16 protein-coding genes and 1 pseudogene are annotated in these 15,475 nt (G+C 43.6%); 7 read left to right on the top strand and 10 right to left on the bottom strand.

What is annotated here, in order from left to right; all coding sequences use genetic code 11:
• Nucleotides 1–263 precede the first annotated feature (263 nt).
• Nucleotides 264–608: a DUF3802 family protein gene (locus L1D55_RS19880; RefSeq protein ID WP_008217871.1), complete on the top strand. Its 345-nt coding sequence runs from the start codon at nucleotides 264–266 to the stop codon at nucleotides 606–608.
• An 85-nt stretch (nucleotides 609–693) separates the two neighbouring features.
• Here L1D55_RS19880 and L1D55_RS19875 read toward each other — a convergent pair whose 3' ends face one another.
• Complete coding sequence (locus L1D55_RS19875; RefSeq protein ID WP_004742241.1) at nucleotides 694–1,179, bottom strand: NlpC/P60 family protein; 486 nt, start codon at nucleotides 1,177–1,179, stop codon at nucleotides 694–696.
• A gap of 104 nt (nucleotides 1,180–1,283) precedes the next feature.
• On the opposite strand from L1D55_RS19875, the gene L1D55_RS19870 reads away from it, so the two are divergent.
• Nucleotides 1,284–3,338: a methyl-accepting chemotaxis protein gene (locus L1D55_RS19870; protein ID WP_239918577.1), complete on the top strand. Its 2,055-nt coding sequence runs from the start codon at nucleotides 1,284–1,286 to the stop codon at nucleotides 3,336–3,338.
• Nucleotides 3,339–3,467: 129 nt separating this feature from the next.
• On the opposite strand, the pseudogene L1D55_RS19865 reads toward L1D55_RS19870, so the two are convergent.
• Together L1D55_RS19865 and L1D55_RS19855 are read right to left on the bottom strand one after the other, a co-directional pair.
• Nucleotides 3,468–3,765 (bottom strand): annotated as a pseudogene (locus L1D55_RS19865) (AzlD domain-containing protein).
• 38 nt (nucleotides 3,766–3,803) lie between these two features.
• Nucleotides 3,804–4,541: an AzlC family ABC transporter permease gene (locus tag L1D55_RS19855; protein ID WP_239918576.1), complete on the bottom strand. Its 738-nt coding sequence runs from the start codon at nucleotides 4,539–4,541 to the stop codon at nucleotides 3,804–3,806.
• A gap of 303 nt (nucleotides 4,542–4,844) precedes the next feature.
• On the opposite strand from L1D55_RS19855, the gene L1D55_RS19850 reads away from it, so the two are divergent.
• The 3 genes from L1D55_RS19850 (at nucleotide 4,845) to L1D55_RS19840 (ending at nucleotide 7,276) form a co-directional block, all read left to right on the top strand.
• On the top strand, nucleotides 4,845–5,225 hold the full coding sequence (locus tag L1D55_RS19850; protein ID WP_004742245.1) for a RidA family protein: 381 nt from the start codon (nucleotides 4,845–4,847) through the stop codon (nucleotides 5,223–5,225).
• A gap of 40 nt (nucleotides 5,226–5,265) precedes the next feature.
• Nucleotides 5,266–6,540 carry an L-serine ammonia-lyase, iron-sulfur-dependent, subunit alpha gene (locus tag L1D55_RS19845; RefSeq protein WP_239918575.1) on the top strand — a complete coding sequence of 425 codons (1,275 nt, stop codon included), beginning with the start codon at nucleotides 5,266–5,268 and terminating at the stop codon, nucleotides 6,538–6,540.
• A gap of 88 nt (nucleotides 6,541–6,628) precedes the next feature.
• A complete protein-coding gene (locus L1D55_RS19840; RefSeq protein ID WP_102426450.1) occupies nucleotides 6,629–7,276 on the top strand; it encodes a PAS domain-containing protein in 648 nt (215 codons plus the stop codon).
• A 26-nt stretch (nucleotides 7,277–7,302) separates the two neighbouring features.
• On the opposite strand, the gene L1D55_RS19835 is transcribed toward L1D55_RS19840, so the two are convergent.
• Nucleotides 7,303–8,100, bottom strand: coding sequence for a sterol desaturase family protein (locus L1D55_RS19835; RefSeq protein WP_239918574.1), 798 nt, complete (start codon nucleotides 8,098–8,100; stop codon nucleotides 7,303–7,305).
• 72 nt (nucleotides 8,101–8,172) lie between these two features.
• Between L1D55_RS19835 and L1D55_RS19830 the strand changes: the two genes are divergently transcribed.
• Both L1D55_RS19830 and nagK read left to right on the top strand, forming a co-directional pair.
• Nucleotides 8,173–8,919, top strand: a complete 747-nt coding sequence (locus L1D55_RS19830; RefSeq protein WP_239918573.1) for a tRNA-uridine aminocarboxypropyltransferase — start codon at nucleotides 8,173–8,175, stop codon at nucleotides 8,917–8,919.
• Nucleotides 8,920–9,082: 163 nt separating this feature from the next.
• On the top strand, nucleotides 9,083–9,991 hold the full coding sequence (gene nagK / locus L1D55_RS19825; RefSeq protein ID WP_008217891.1) for an N-acetylglucosamine kinase: 909 nt from the start codon (nucleotides 9,083–9,085) through the stop codon (nucleotides 9,989–9,991).
• A gap of 133 nt (nucleotides 9,992–10,124) precedes the next feature.
• On the opposite strand, the gene L1D55_RS19820 is transcribed toward nagK, so the two are convergent.
• The 6 genes from L1D55_RS19820 to L1D55_RS19795 form a co-directional block, all read right to left on the bottom strand.
• Nucleotides 10,125–10,391 carry a DUF2960 family protein gene (locus L1D55_RS19820; protein WP_004742251.1) on the bottom strand — a complete coding sequence of 89 codons (267 nt, stop codon included), beginning with the start codon at nucleotides 10,389–10,391 and terminating at the stop codon, nucleotides 10,125–10,127.
• Nucleotides 10,392–10,600: 209 nt separating this feature from the next.
• Entirely contained in the window at nucleotides 10,601–12,418 is a 1,818-nt protein-coding gene (locus L1D55_RS19815) for a bifunctional molybdopterin-guanine dinucleotide biosynthesis adaptor protein MobB/molybdopterin molybdotransferase MoeA (RefSeq protein ID WP_239918572.1), read from the bottom strand.
• On the bottom strand, nucleotides 12,418–13,002 hold the full coding sequence (gene mobA / locus L1D55_RS19810) for a molybdenum cofactor guanylyltransferase MobA (RefSeq protein WP_004742253.1): 585 nt from the start codon (nucleotides 13,000–13,002) through the stop codon (nucleotides 12,418–12,420). Before mobA ends, L1D55_RS19815 begins: the two co-directional genes overlap by 1 nt.
• Nucleotides 12,980–13,699, bottom strand: coding sequence for an energy-coupling factor ABC transporter ATP-binding protein (locus L1D55_RS19805; protein WP_128160574.1), 720 nt, complete (start codon nucleotides 13,697–13,699; stop codon nucleotides 12,980–12,982). Before L1D55_RS19805 ends, mobA begins: the two co-directional genes overlap by 23 nt.
• A 10-nt stretch (nucleotides 13,700–13,709) precedes the next feature.
• Nucleotides 13,710–14,408: an ABC transporter permease gene (locus L1D55_RS19800; protein WP_008217899.1), complete on the bottom strand. Its 699-nt coding sequence runs from the start codon at nucleotides 14,406–14,408 to the stop codon at nucleotides 13,710–13,712.
• Between the two features lie 209 nt (nucleotides 14,409–14,617).
• Nucleotides 14,618–15,424 (bottom strand): substrate-binding domain-containing protein, encoded by an 807-nt coding sequence (locus L1D55_RS19795; protein ID WP_239918571.1) that lies wholly within the window; start codon nucleotides 15,422–15,424, stop codon nucleotides 14,618–14,620.
• Nucleotides 15,425–15,475 lie beyond the last annotated feature (51 nt).

Raw genomic sequence — 15,475 nt, 5'->3', positions numbered from 1 at the left:
TTCCACTAGAAAATCATCGATAGCTTGTTAAGGTCTATGCGCTAATGCTAGAGAGAGTTGTTGATAGGTTGTGGTTTGAATAGAGCGGGGACTTGTTATCGAGTGAGCTGCATTGTGTTTATTGATTCAATTTTGCACTTAAATACTAACAAAGATCATTTTAATACTCGTTATAGCAATAAAATGATGACAAATGACTTCATATACATAGTATTAGCCTTATACATATTAATCTGCCTTAGAGCTTAAAACGGAGATTTATTGTGGTTGTAGAAACCGATGGCTACCTAGCTTTGATCGAGCACTTATCATTCAACCTAGATGTATTTACTAATGGTAACGGTGATACTGGAAACGAAAGTGTTGAAGACATTGTGACTGACATGATTTCAAGCAACATTATGGCGATCTTCGAGCAAAACCCTGAGCTGCATTCAAGTGTACGTTTTCAGTTGCTTAAAGAAGCAGATGCCGTGGTTGCTGATTTAGGGGAAGTGCTTGCAGGCGTGTGGGCTAAGAAAGCGACGAACGAACAGATAGTATTTCTAGACGAGTACATCGCATTAGTGAAGAATCTGTTTGATACTGCAGTAGCAAAATACGATTAACCTCTATTTGTCATTATTGACGGGACTGAAAGCGTAGCACTTCTATGAGGTTGCCCTTAATTCGATTGGTGGCCTCGCAAATACACTATATACGCCTAAAGTGCCAAAATTTAGAAGCCCAATATGGGTTATCTAGCCTAGATATGATCACCCCTTTCGACGTAGACGCATGTAGGAACTGGTTATTTCCCAAATACACACCTACATGCCTAACGGTGAAAGACGTCTTGAAAAATACCAAATCTCCACTCTTTGCTTGCTCATAAGCGATTTCAACGCCTTGTTTGCTCTGATCTTTTGTCGTTCTTGGTAATGCTTGCTGCGTCGCATTTTGCACAGCAATTTGGACAAACGCTGAACAATCCACGCCTCTGAATGAAGTTCCACCGAAATGATACGGTACGCCTTTCCACTGCTTATAGACACTCATATAAGCATTAGTAGTCAATTGTTCTGACTTTGATAGAGGTTTATTTGCAATCTGGCTATTTTTAGAAGGAGATGGTGCTGAGCTACAAGCGGTTAATGTTGCGAAAGTTATTGTAACTGCAAGCATTTTTCTGAATTTCATATGTAACTCTTCTGAAAGAAAATTGAAATAAAAGCGTAATCAAGGGCTTCTAGTATACCGACTAACTTAAGGATATCTCTTTTTGTAGTCAAACTGGATTTCGCATGACTGACACCAACTTATCAATAAAACCCTCACGATATACATTCTCGCTCATTCAAACGGTTAGTGCCGTATTTATTTCGATTCTTCTACTTGTTAGCTTTTTATCTATGGTCAGTATTCGTGGCGTAGATAGAGTAGGTGGATACTTTGATACTCTGTCTGAACAAGCTCTACCACTCGCTCTGCATAACGCAGAATTAACCCAAAGCGTACTAGAACAAGTCAAACTTCTTACCTACAGCACTCAATCGACGGACTTAGACACATTAAACGAAACCCGTTATTTGATCGATGAACTCGCTGCGGAGAGTAACAATACGCTTAAGGAACTCCTTTTTATCTCCCAATCTTTTCCTGATGCGATCTCTCTTGAACAAAAGCAAAGCCTTATCGACGATATGGCACAGCTACAACAAATGACCAACACGGTTCTCTCTGCACAAATTGAAATACAAAGTAAGCAAAATCTGATCGACAGTAAAATTGGTGAGTTTCGTTACGGCGTTGGATCTATCGGTCCTGAAATGAATCGTATTAGCTCATTCTTAGTTGAAGATAATCCAGAAGCGAGCGATGCGGCGAACCGTTTTACGTCGAGTGCATCTGCGATGGCCAATACTTTCTTAATGCTAATGATGCAAAACGACCTTGAGAAAGCAGAAGATGAATATCGTCAATTGAGGAACCGAATCGCAGGTCTCAATTTGGCCTACAGTGATTTCTCAGATTGGCAGCCGGACATTGTCGAATTCGCGAGCCTAATCGCCCCTTATCAAATGGTAAAAGAGGGCTTTACAGAAGAGGGCGTAATCAAACAAATATTGCTGAAGCTAGAGCTAGTTAAACAGCAAGAGCAAAACTTAGCGCAAGTGATTGGACTTGCGAATACGGTGATTAATACGCTCAATCAACTATCGTCGACAGCGTCTCAATTAATCGATGAAAGTGAGCTGGTCGTAAATCAAACCATTACTAACATTGACCGCGTGTTATTCATTAGTGGCTTAGTGATCGCCATGATCATTATTACGTCATGGCTAGTGCTGCGTCGTTGGATGAACAAAGGCTTAAAAAACATTACACGTCAGTTAACGTCACTTGCAGAACATGACTTCTCGAAGCAGAGTGCGTTGCTTGGCCCACTCGAGCTACAAGTCATCACCTCTAAACTTAATACGGTTGTCGATTCAACGGCCGATTCTATACGTTTAGTTACTCGAAACTGCGAAACGCTTTATCAGACCGCAGAAGTGAGTCACGACGCTGCAGAGCAAACCAACTTAAGTTTGCATGAGCAGAATGAATCTCTACAGAATATGATCACCACAATCACACAACTTGAAGCGTCTATTGGTGAAATCGCACGTATTTCAAACGCATCGAATGATGACGCTCAAGTCGCAGAAGATGAATCAGTGAGTGGTAGCCAGGTTATTGGCTTAAACCAAGAGCGCTTACAAGCTTTAGAGCATTCTTTGAACATGAACGAACAGTCAATGGCTGATCTTGATGGACGAGTGAAGCAAATTCGTGAAATGGTCGACATGATCAGTGGTATTGCAGAAAACACCAATCTGTTGGCATTGAATGCAGCGATAGAAGCAGCGCGAGCAGGAGAACAAGGTCGTGGTTTTGCGGTAGTTGCAGATGAAGTAAGGAAATTAGCGAGTGGTACATCCCAACAAACCACCAATATTCGAAATATGATGAATGAGCTGGTGGCGGCGGCGGATCGTTCTCGTACCTCCGTGACTGAATCACGAACTGAAATGGCAAATGCACTACAAGCGAGCGGCGATGTAAAACAAGCTTTTGAGAAGATTGAAGTTGCAGTTAACCAGATCAAAGGGCGTGTCGAGCAAATTATGGTCGCAACTGAGCAACAGGCTCGTGCAACTGTTGATGTGACACACTCAATCACGCGCGTATCCGAGCAGGGAGAAAACACCAAACTCCAACTTGAATCTATGATTGAAAGTTCTGAGCAAGTGGGAGAAATCGCAGGTCATCAACAAGCTATGCTTCATAAGTATCAATTCGACGCTGAGAAATAACCTAGCTATTTAAAACACTTAGCGCAGTCACAAGCTGCTTCGTCCGAAAATACTAAAAATCCGAAAAACTACAAGCCAAAAGGCAGAGTTCACGCTCTGCCTTTTGGCTTGTAGTTAGTGTTGGAATGCTTACATAAAAAAGGTAGGCATGACGTGCTGGAAAAATATCAGCGATGCAACGCCACTGATTACCACCCAAATCAAGTCAAAGCGCAGGCTCACAAGCGTACACACAATTGCGGCCAATACTTTTGGGTTGTGTAGATCAAATTCCATATCTGGCCCTGCACCTAATATCTCGACAGCAATAATCGCAGGTAAAACCGTAAGGGACAAAGCGCAGCGTCTTTTTGAATCGCTCCGACATCTCAAACTTACCAGCTAAACCAATCACTGAGAATCGAATAACAAAGGTCGCCGCTGCCATCGCAAGAGTAATAAGAATAAAAGTCGTAGTATTCATTGCTATGCCACTCCACGTTCTTGAGTTAATAGGTCAGTTTGCATCGCTTCTTGTTCCGCTTGTTCAGTTGACAGGTCGATTCGGTAGCCTGCGTACACCCCAACAACGGCAGCAATGACAAGGCCAAGAGAGTAGGGAAGTTCTGCAAGAAGCACCCCAGTAAAGGTCGCGACAATGGCTGCAACAATACATTCACGGCTTTTCACTTGAGGAATCACGATAGCGATAAAGGCAGCGACCATCGCGAAATCCAATCCATAGTTAGCAATTTCAGGGAACGAAGAACCAATCAGTGCGCCAAGGAAATCTGCCACTACCCAGTTAACCCAAAAACCACCCATTGCCGCTAAATAGAACCAGTGTCGACTTTCACCTTCTTGCTTCATCTCATTGATCGTTGCTGCATAGACCTCATCGGTAAGGCCATAGGACATCAACATACGAACGTGAAAGGGATAGGATTTCATGTGCTCTGACATTGAAGCGCTGTATAGCATATGGCACAGGTTTATGATGAATGTCGTAAACATGATGACCACAATACTTGCTGATGACTGAACTAGCCCTAACGCCACCATTTGTGATGATCCGGCAAACACGGTGAAAGACCATAAGGTACTCTGAGTCACGCTCATCCCTGCGGTAATACTGACCGCTCCCACAATGAACGAAAACGGAAATGCACCAACGCATAGAGGGAAGATTGCTCTTAACCCTGCCTGGATTTGTTGTTTATTCATGACATGCTCACCCTAGATTAAAAATTCAAATTTATTTGCAAATTATGGTGAGAATCGTATTGGCGAATGAAATTATGTTCAAATCAAGATTAAAATTTATTTGATTTAGATCGGTATTTTGAAATCATCAAAATAAGAGTATGTGTTTAAGTTATTTACAATCAACAACTTAAAATAACTTCCATTTTTGAGATCTTTGATTGAATGGTTTTTGTGGTACCTGTTGCAACTATTTTTGCATTTTATTGTTTTCAGTGTTTAAACTGTAGTCGAAATATTTAGCCAATCTGAATAGGAAGAATCATGAAAGAAATCATTACAGCAAATCAAGCGCCGGAAGCCATTGGTCCATACTCACACGGTAACGCATTCGGAAACCTTGTTTTCACATCAGGTCAATTACCGGTGTGTAAAGAGAAAGGTGGTGTTGTAGAAGGTGGCGTAAGTGAGCAATCTCGTCAGTCACTACTTAACCTCCAATATGTTTTACAAGCTGCAGGCAGCGACCTAGATCAAGTACTAAAAACAACGTGTTACTTATCAGACATTAATGACTTTGCAGCTTTCAATGAAGTTTACAAAGAGTTCTTTGAAAAAGACTGTCCTGCACGTAGCTGTTTTGCAGTGAAGGATCTTCCTTTAGGCGTGAAAATCGAAATCGAAGCGATTGCTGGTCGTAAGTAGCTGCTCGTAAATAATTGAAGAATAGTGTGAGGTCCTTACTATGAAACACCAATGGCAACAGTATAAAGAGATTTTGAATACCGTCGTGAAGCCAGCGCTTGGCTGTACAGAGCCCATCTCCGCAGCTTACGCTTGTTCTGTTGCGGCCAAGATGCTTGTGGGTGCACCCGATAAAGTTCGCGTGTACGTGTCGGATAATTTATACAAAAACTCTATGGGCGTGTTTGTTCCGGGGACAGGAAAAATTGGCCTACCCATAGCTGCAGCCGTGGGTGCGATTGGTGGGGACCCACACGCTGGCTTGGAAGTGTTGGCGAACATCAGCGAAAAAGATGTCGAAAAAGCACAAGCATTGATTGACGCAGGCCAAGTCAGCGCACACCGTAAAGATGTAGACGAATTCATCTATTGCTATGCAGAAGTGGAATCTGAAGGTCAAATAGCTGCCGTAGAAATCAGTGGCGGTCATACTCAGATCATCAAAAAATCCTTAAATGGAACCGTTCTATTCAGCCAAGATTGCGATCAAACAATACCAACAGGTTCTATCTGTGATGGAATCGATATTGATATTGGTAGCATCTACAACTTTGCCACCAGTGCGGACTTCGACGATATTGCTTTTATACTTGAGGCATCTGCTCTCAATGGCAAGCTGTCAGAAGAAGGGTTGGCTCATGCCTATGGGCTTGAAGTCGGGCGTACGATGGTACAAGGCATTCAATTGGGCCTAATGGCAGAAGACTTGATGAATAAGATCGTCATGCAAACGGCTGCCGCGTCTGATGCTCGAATGGGCGGTGCGACTCTACCTGCCATGAGTAACTTTGGTAGCGGTAACCAAGGGATAGCTGCAACAATCCCTGTCGCGGTTATTGCCGAGCACTTTAAAGCGACTCAAGAGCAATTGGCACGAGCATTAATCATGAGTCACTTAGGTGCGATTTACATTAAGTCGCATTACCCACCGTTGTCTGCATTTTGTGGGAACACAGTCACGAGCGCTTCAGCGGCCATGGCGATGGTGTATCTTGCAAAAGGATCATTTGAGCAAGGCTGCTACGCGATTCAAAATGTCCTGAGTGACTGTTCAGGCATGGTGTGTGATGGCGCTAAGTCTACCTGCGCAATGAAAGTGAAAACCTCAACCAGTGCTGCAGTTAATGGTTTTTTAATGGCAATGCGCTGTAATGAGGCACACAACCAAGGCATCGTTGCTGATGATGTTGAGACCAGTATCCGCAATATTGGAAAATTGGTTACTGCTGGTATGAGTGTTACAGACTCTACGATTATTGATATAATGTCAGCGTAATCAAACGTTTTTGATTCAAACTATTTTTAAGACGAACCGCTCGGTAATTTTTACTTAGCGGTTTTCTCGCCAAAAGAGGAAGGACTCAGTGTTCGAATTATCTCAAAGTGACTATGACATCTTGCACGCTATTGAGAACATCGTTGATGGCATCGCCGCAATGTATGGCGAGCATACCGAAGTGTTACTACACAGTTTAGATGTTCGTAATCCTTCGATTATTAAAATTGCGAATAGCCACGTCACCGGGCGAGAAGTAGGGGCTCCAATTACTAATTTAGCATTGATGAAGCTCACTCAAGGTAACGATGTTTCGGGCGCTTACATGACAAAATGTCCCGATGGCAAAACCTTACGCTCAATGACGACCATCATTCGAAACCCTCAACAACAAGCCATTGGTTTGTTGTGTATCAACACCAACCTCGACGCACCATTTCAAGAAGTGATGCATTCACTTGTCCCTTGTTTGCTACCACATGTCGACCGTCCTCAAACGACGCCAGAAACCTTTGCACGTAGTAATGAAGAGATGATGCACAGCTCAATTGAAACGGTAAGAGAACAGGTAAGTAATGACGCAGACATCGCGCCATCCAAGAAGAGCCGAGAGATTGTCACTCGATTGCATGAGATGGGGATTTTCGATTTGAAAGACAGTGCCCAAATTGCGGCAAAAGGACTCGATATCTCTATCCATACCATCTACCGCTACCTGCGTGAGCTAAAAGCCTAACGTTTGTTGGTTAGCTAAATCTCATTCTATTTGTACTGGTTGTATCTAAATGGCTGGGTAATCAGTTTATCCAGCCTCTGTTCCTTCCCATCACGTATCTCTGGCACGCCAATGCTTACCTTATCATGACCAAGCTCGGGTTGAGCACGATACGTTTTAAACCAGATATCCCACACCGATAACAAGAAACCAAAATTAGAGTGGGTCTCTTTGACGATGACTGAATGGTGCACTCGATGCATGTCTGGTGTGACAATCACTTTACGAAGCTGTTTGTCGAACCATAAAGGTAAACGACCGTTGCTGTGATTGAACATCGCACTCACATTCAGTACGACCTCGAATATCACAACCGCTAGAGCCGGTACGCCCAAAACGAAAATCAACGCAACCTTAATCAACATCGATAAGATCATCTCAATTGGATGAAAGCGGGTCCCCGTGGTTACGTCTATATCCAGATCGGCGTGATGAACGCGATGAAGTTTCCATAGCACAGGGATACGGTGGAAGACGAGGTGCTGAGTGTAAATGGCAAGATCTAATAACACGACGCAAAGGAACACTGTGATTTCAAAGGGTAGGCTGACGTTATTGAACAGACCCCATTGATTGTTTTCCGCGATCAGTGCCGCTTGAAATGCCGCAACAGGTATTAATGTCGCCAGTAAAACACTATTAAGCGCCATTAATGAGCAGTTATTTCCCCATCGAAACCACTTGTTTTGCGTTAGTGTTTTTCTAGGTGCTTGGTATTCCCACAAAGCACACAAGACAAAAGCGGTGATAAAACAGACAAGGCGAAGTAGTGATGGGTCCTGCATAAGAATTCCTTCTATCATTATCAAGCCACTGTAAGTACAATCGTGCCACTTTTCTAGTTCTATCTATCGTTATTGTCCATGAGAATTCACGCTTTCCATCGTTTGTACCAACACCGTTTATCACTTTCTACAAAGCCGTTTAACGCGCGTGGATGTAAGGTGGTGCGATGTGAGTATTGCAAAATCAAACAAGACAGTTGTATCTGTGAGCATCAACCAGACATAGATACGAACGTAGCAACCATGTTGATCTTGTCTGATAACGAAATCTTAAAGCCAAGTAACACGGGTCGTTTGATTGTAGACACGGTGAAAGACAGCCATGTGTACCTTTGGCATCGAACTGAGCCAAACACAGAGATGCTTGACGTTCTTAAGGGCGAAAAGTATCAACCTGTGATTGTGTTCCCTGAAGACTATACCGATGACAAATCACGAGTGGTTCAAGACCTGCCGCAAATGCGTGATCCAAACAAAAAGCTACTTCTGATTTTCATAGATGGTAGCTGGCGCGAAGCAAGACGTATCTTTAGACGTTCTGAGTACCTGCAAGATTTACCTGTGTTGTCGATTGAACCTGAATCGGTTTCTCAATACATGATGCGAAAGTCAGACAATGAGCAACACCTCTCAACTGCAGAAGTAGCAAGCTTGGTATTAAAACAGGCAGGTGAAGAGCTGGGCGCCAAAACATTACAGCTGTGGTTTGAAGCGTTTCGTGAAAGCTACATGCTAAGTAAGACTCGTTACAAGTCGGATCCGACCAAACCAAGCCTGAATGCTTTCATAGCGCACAGTAAAAATGAGACGTCACTCTAACCTTTAACCGCTTTGTGCTGACTTGTTGTTCAAACAGACTCAAACACGAGATAAGTTTGTTATCTATCACGGTTTGTAGGGGGAGTGTTATGGATAATGTTCCCCAGTTGTTTTATTTAAAGAGTTTATTTGCCCGAATTTAGGGAAAAATTGGAGAGATTTCATGTATTACGGCTTCGATGTTGGCGGCACTAAAATTGAATTTGGTGCATTCAATGAGAAACTTGAGCGAGTAGCGACAGAGCGCGTTCCAACACCAACAGATGACTATCAGTTACTGCTTGATACGATCGCTGGTTTAGTAAAGAAATACGATAGCGAATTCTCTTGCGAAGGCAAAATCGGCCTTGGCCTTCCTGGTATGGAAAACGCAGACGACGGTACTATGCTGGTTGTTAATGTTCCTGCATCAACAGGTAAGCCATTACGTAAAGATTTAGAAGCGCTAATCGGTCGTAGCGTAAAGATCGAAAACGATGCGAACTGTTTCGCGCTTTCTGAAGCATGGGATGACGAGCTAAAAGACGAGCCATCAGTTGCTGGTCTGATTCTAGGTACAGGTTTTGGCGGCGGTTTAGTTTACGAAGGTAAGGTATTCTCTGGTCGTAACCACGTTGCCGGTGAGTTAGGCCATATGCGTCTACCTTTGGATGCATGGTTCCACCTTGGTGACAACGCACCGCTATTAGGTTGTGGTTGTGGTAAAAAAGGTTGTCTAGACAGCTACCTATCGGGTCGTGGTTTCGAATTGATTTACGAGCACTACTTTGGCGAGAAGAAGAAAGCGATTGAGATTATCCAAGCTTACAACGAAGGTGAGGCTAAAGCGGCTGAACACGTTGACCGCTTCATGGAGCTTTTAGCAATCTGCTTTGCGAACTTGTTTACTGGCCTAGATCCACACGTTGTTGCACTGGGTGGCGGCCTTTCAAACTTCGAGCTTATCTACGAAGAAATGCCAAAGCGTGTGCCTAAGTACTTACTGTCTGTTGCTAAGTGTCCGAAGATCATCAAAGCAAAACACGGTGATTCAGGCGGCGTCCGTGGTGCTGCATTCCTAAACATCAAATAGTGATGGCTTTCAGCCAAGCACATTTCGCAGAATAAATAAAAATGCCGCAATCTCAAAAGAGGTTGCGGCATTTTTTATTGTTTGGGTGATTAGAGCCAGTAACTCGTTATTAAGAGCGAAGCTCATTAGAAAATTACTTCTTCTTTTTACCAACACCAAGGTTTTCTTTTTGCTTCAGTGTAAGCTTTGAAAAACCTAGCTTACGGAAGTAGTTGTCTTGGTAGTTACGAACTGCTTTAGTGTCTGAAATCAACTCAAGCTGCTGCTCTGTTTTTAAGTATTCGGTGATGTCGATGCCTTCAGCATCCGCAACCGCTTCTTGGATCGTGCGGTGTTCTTGTTTTGAAAACAGTAACTCTTTTTCTTCGTCTTTGTACGTGTACAGAATGGTACGAGCCATGATGCGCTCCAATAGAATTTTTACTTTGGGCGCACTCTACATAAAAACCGTACGTCGCTCAAGGTAATGGTAAGAAATCTTAAGATTAACTTAGTTAATGGGTTACTTATTAAGGTTAGCTCTGAAATATAAAAGCCCCTTGTGATTAAACCATCGCAGAAGGGGCTTCGAGCTTTAGTGCAATCAACACACCTAGGCAGTTTTGCTAATTAAACACGGCCTTGCAGTGGAATGATCGTCACTGTTTCACCAACTTTGACGGTATCAACCGATGGTGAAATTTCAATTAAGCAGTTTGCTTCACTCATTGAGCGCAGAATGCCTGAGCCTTGTTTACCTGTTGTCTTAACTTCAAGTACACCAGATTCGTTCATAGTGAACACACCACGACTAAATTCAGTACGGCCTTGGCGAGAACGTAATTGCTCAGTAGCTACCGCATTCGCTTTTACTGGTGTCCAGTTTGTTTGACCTTGCAGCTTGCGAATCGCTGGCTCAACAAAGTTGATGAACGACACCATTACTGCGACTGGATTGCCTGGCAAACCGAAGAATGGTTTATCTTCAATTTTACCGTAAGCAAGAGGACGACCCGGACGCATGTTGATGCGCCAGAAGTTAATCTCACCCAATTTATCTAGCGCGAGTTTGATATAGTCAGCGTCACCAACAGACACTCCGCCAGACGTTAATACCATGTCAGTCTCTAACGACGCTGCATGAAGGACATCCATCATCTTCTGTTCGTCATCTTCAATGATGCCGTAATCAACGATGTCACAACCTAGCTTCTGAAGCATACCGATAATCGTAAAACGGTTTGAATCGTAGATAGAATTTGGTTTCTGCTCGCTACCTGGTGCTTGGACCTCATCACCTGTCGAGAATACGCCAACTTTCACTTTACGTAGAACAGGGCAGGTACCGAAACCCAGTGATGCCATCATTCCCATTTCTGGTGCTTCGATTCGCGTGCCACGAGTAAAGACAGGTTGGCCGATTTCAAGATCTTCACCCGCCATACGGACATTTTGTCCTACTGAGATTTTTGCGTCTGGGAAACTAACTGTGTCACCATCTTGAATAGCCTGCTCACGCATAACAACCACATCAACACCTTCTGGCATTGGTGCACCTGTCATGATTTTAACCGCTTCACCTTGTTGAACTGTCTTGTCGTAGCTGTGTCCTGCCATAACTTCAGCAACAACGTGGTAGCTATCCAGTTCTAAGTCTTCACTACGAATGGCGTAACCGTCCATTGCAGAGTTCGTGTTCTGAGGTACATTGATTGGTGAGATAACATCTTCCGCCAATACGCGACCATACCCTTGTTCTAGGGCTACAGATTCCGTCAGCTCTAGTGCATCAATGCTATCAACAATCTTTTGCTGGCCTTGAGTCACGGTAAGACCTGCTGGGGAGAAAGAGTCGCAACATACAACTGGTGTATTATCTTTTGATGATGAACACGCCGCTGTTTTGCTTGTTTTCAATACAGGGTCAAATGACTGAGCGTATTCAATGATGAAATCACGAATTGCTTCTAAGTCGCTGATTGCCATTTGTGGAAGATCAGATTCGACTTTTCTGTCTGCTGCGATAGCAATGATGTTGTCATCGTTTGGATAAAGCCAAGGTTTACCTACTTCATCACGGTGAAGCTCGATTTTAGGGAAAGCGATGTTCTTGCAGCCTTCAACCAAAATTAAATCAAGCGTGCTCGTATCGAAGCGCGTTAATAGGTAATCAAAATCCGCTTCTGCTTCCGGTGTTTCGGTCATCATCACATTACGGTTGCGAGAGCTGATCAACATTTGGTTCGCACCAGCTTTACGTAAGCGATAGCTATCTTTGCCCGGCTTATCGACATCAAAATCGTGGTGAGCATGTTTAAGAACGCCAACTTTCAAACCTGCGTCGGTTAACAAAGGTAACAGAGCTTCAAGTACAGTTGTTTTACCTGTGCCGCTGTAGGCTGCGAAACCTAATAACGGCAGGTTAGGGCGTTGTTTTGAATCTTTCATTATTGAAGCGTTCCGAATTGGGTGAGTTCTTCTGGCGTATTAAGGTTTACAAAGCAGTTTGGTGCATCGCTGAAGTCAACGTACTCAGTGACACACTCTTTGTAGAGCAAGATTATCTTGCGATCGCCACGTTCTAAAAAGGCTTCTAGCTTTGGAAGAACGCGCTTGTGGAATAGGGTAAACACGGGTTGTTTAAATTCACCATCGTGAGCCACAAGAATGTCACTGTCTTCTTTTACAGCCGCACAAAAGCGTTGTACGAGATCATCACTGATTTGTGGGCTGTCACACGGAACAAAACCGACCCAATCTGTGGTCGCATTTTTAAGGCCGGCATGAATACCGCCCAATGGACCTGGATAATCAGGGAAGGAATCGGAAACAACCGGAGCGAATGCTTGGTAACTGTCTAAGTTACGGTTGGCATTGATGGTGATGCTGACATCTTGTTGTGACAGCTTGTCTATAACGTATTGAATAAGCGGGGAACCGTTGAGCTCAACAAGTCCTTTATCTTTTCCGCCCATACGGCTGGCTTGTCCGCCAGCCAAAATAACCCAACTAGTTTGCGTTGGAAGCAGCATAAATATTCTCTTGTGCTTTGTTCTTTTTAATTACTTGCAGAAGCGGTGACTCAGTCAGGGTGTTGTCTTTGATCCACCATTGCTTCTTGCACAAATCGGTTAACGCGTTGGTTTGGTGACTGGTAATGACTAAACTCGCGCCTCTCTGAAGAAGATCTTCGGCCATAATCACCAATCTTTCAATAGATTCTTTGTCTAAAGAAGCACTTGGCTCGTCCATCAGCAAAATTGATGGCTTGAGTATCCAAGCTCGTGCCATTGCTACGCGTTGACGTTCACCACCAGACAACACAGAAATGTGCTCATCTGCTAGGGTTTCTAAACCTACCATCCTCAACGCGTTAATAATTTGAGCTCGCTTATCTTTTTGGCTCTCTTTGTTAAAGCGAATCCCATAAGCGACATTTTGGTACACAGAACCATCAAATAGGTAAGGCGTCTGATGCAGATAGATGATGTCTTTAAATTTTAGTCGAGGAAACAGGTTATGTTGCCAGCTTTGTGTCGGTGACTGAATTCGACCAGAGCTCGGCTTAATCAATCCAGACAGAATTTTTAGTAGAGTGGTTTTTCCTACACCGTTATCGCCCTTAAGATAAATCGCATCGTTCGGACCGATCGACAGTTCAGGGATGTGGAACAAAACACGCTCTTTGTAGCGCATTGAAATTTGCTGCGTTGTTATTTTTATACTCATGACAGCGTTCCTAAGTTCTTAAATAGCCTTTTCCTCTCACACTCGAAAGGAAAAAGTTAAGGGCTAATGCCAGTGCCAATAAAACCATGCCTAACGCCACACCTTGAGCGAAAGCGCCTTTGTGACTTTCCATTGCAATAGCAGTAGGGATGTTTCTTGTCATTCCCATAATGTTGCCGCCAACCATCATTGAACAACCGACTTCAGTCACAATGCGAGAAAACGCTGCAATGACTGCCGCCAACAAAGGAAAACGAGTTTCCCAGATCAAGGTGCACGCAACACGAGTGGTTGAAACTCCCAGAGTGCGCGCTGTTTCCACTGCTCGGCGATCGCTGGCTTGCAGCGCACCGTGCATCATGGCGACTAGAATAGGGAAACAGATCAGCATCTGACCTAAAATCATTGCCTTTTGAGTGAATAGCAGTTGCCAATCGCCCAGTGGGCCAGAACGAGAAAGCATCATGTACATCAACAAGCCGATAACCACGGTTGGTATTGCTTGTAATGTGTTGATTACAGAAAGTAACGCCCATTTCCCGGGGAATTCCGTGTAGGCCAATAAGAAAGCCATGATGATAGAGGGAACAATTACCAAAGAGATGGCGGACAAAGATACACTGAAGGACACCGCGACGATTTGCCACAGATCGTGGTCAAAATTCACCAGTAAATTCAATGCATCTAGCGTTGTTTGCCATAAGGTCATGAAGTATCTCGTGTGAATCGATAATAGGTTTTTATCGGTAATGACTGATGTTAATCATAGCTGACACAATATTAATGAGCCTTATTGGCCAGCTATTATTTCTTTACTTGTTTAGTTTGCAGACTAGTTAAGCGTAGTGCTGTTTGGCAAAGAGTGAATCTTTAACCCTATTTAGCACAAGCTAAGGATTAGTCCGCGTAAGCGACAAACTACTCAGCACTTGCCACAAACAGTTGCTTGCCGTGCAGCTTAAAGTCGTTAATCAGTTTTTGACCTTTAGGATTAACTAACCAATCGCTGAACGTTTTTGCTGCTTGGTAATGAATGCTTGGGTAACGCTCTGGGTTAACTAGAATCACTTGGTAAGGGTTGAATAGGTTCTCGTCACCTTGGAAAAGGATTTTAAGATCCAATTTGTTTTGGTAAGCCAACCAAGTGCCACGGTCAGTCATTGTGTAGCCTTGCATCTCTGACGCCATGTTCAGAGTAGGGCCCATACCTTGGCCAACACTGCGGTAACCACCAAAGTTTGGCTCCATCTTAGTTTGAGCCCAGATACCCATCTCTTTCTTATGTGTACCTGAATCATCACCACGAGACACGAACGTGACATTGTTTGTCGCAATCGCTTTAAATACATCAACGACTGCTTTTTGAGATTCAACTTTCGCTGGGTCACTTGCAGGACCAACGATTACAAAATCGTTGTACATTAGTTTACGAGGAAGTACACCGTAGCCTTTCTCAACAAAGTTAGCTTCGGCTTTTGGTGCGTGTGTCATCACCAAATCCACATCGCCGTTTTCACCCATGCGAAGTGATTTACCAGTACCCGCCGCTAAAACATCAACTTTGATACCCGAATCTTTTTCGAATTCAGGCAAAAGGTAGTCCAGAAGACCTGAGTGATAAGTGCTTGTCGTTGTCGCAAGCTTGATATGTGTGGTGTCTTCTGCGCTGCTAGCCGAGTAACTGACGATAGATAGAGCTGCAATAGTTAGGGGAATTGCTTTCATTATTATTATGTCCATTTTTTTAGAAATGAATGACATGTCTTCTATTTTAAA

The organism is Vibrio sp. Isolate22, assembly GCF_022398115.1.
In the GTDB taxonomy this organism is placed as follows: domain Bacteria; phylum Pseudomonadota; class Gammaproteobacteria; order Enterobacterales; family Vibrionaceae; genus Vibrio.
The sequence above is the reverse complement of the archived record's forward strand: the minus strand, read 5'-3'. Positions and strand labels throughout refer to the sequence as shown.

Excerpts from the sequence above, each read along its gene's own strand:
- L1D55_RS19875 (WP_004742241.1), bottom strand. The coding sequence starts at position 1,179 with ATGAAATTCAGAAAAATGCTTGCAGTTACAATAACTTTCGCAACATTA.
- L1D55_RS19870 (WP_239918577.1), top strand. The coding sequence starts at position 1,284 with ATGACTGACACCAACTTATCAATAAAACCCTCACGATATACATTCTCG.
- L1D55_RS19855 (WP_239918576.1), bottom strand. The coding sequence starts at position 4,541 with ATGAATAAACAACAAATCCAGGCAGGGTTAAGAGCAATCTTCCCTCTA.
- L1D55_RS19850 (WP_004742245.1), top strand. The coding sequence starts at position 4,845 with ATGAAAGAAATCATTACAGCAAATCAAGCGCCGGAAGCCATTGGTCCA.
- L1D55_RS19845 (WP_239918575.1), top strand. The coding sequence starts at position 5,266 with ATGAAACACCAATGGCAACAGTATAAAGAGATTTTGAATACCGTCGTG.
- L1D55_RS19835 (WP_239918574.1), bottom strand. The coding sequence starts at position 8,100 with ATGCAGGACCCATCACTACTTCGCCTTGTCTGTTTTATCACCGCTTTT.
- nagK (WP_008217891.1), top strand. The coding sequence starts at position 9,083 with ATGTATTACGGCTTCGATGTTGGCGGCACTAAAATTGAATTTGGTGCA.
- L1D55_RS19820 (WP_004742251.1), bottom strand. The coding sequence starts at position 10,391 with ATGGCTCGTACCATTCTGTACACGTACAAAGACGAAGAAAAAGAGTTA.
- L1D55_RS19815 (WP_239918572.1), bottom strand. The coding sequence starts at position 12,418 with ATGAAAGATTCAAAACAACGCCCTAACCTGCCGTTATTAGGTTTCGCA.
- mobA (WP_004742253.1), bottom strand. The coding sequence starts at position 13,002 with ATGCTGCTTCCAACGCAAACTAGTTGGGTTATTTTGGCTGGCGGACAA.
- L1D55_RS19805 (WP_128160574.1), bottom strand. The coding sequence starts at position 13,699 with ATGAGTATAAAAATAACAACGCAGCAAATTTCAATGCGCTACAAAGAG.
- L1D55_RS19800 (WP_008217899.1), bottom strand. The coding sequence starts at position 14,408 with ATGACCTTATGGCAAACAACGCTAGATGCATTGAATTTACTGGTGAAT.
- L1D55_RS19795 (WP_239918571.1), bottom strand. The coding sequence starts at position 15,424 with ATGAAAGCAATTCCCCTAACTATTGCAGCTCTATCTATCGTCAGTTAC.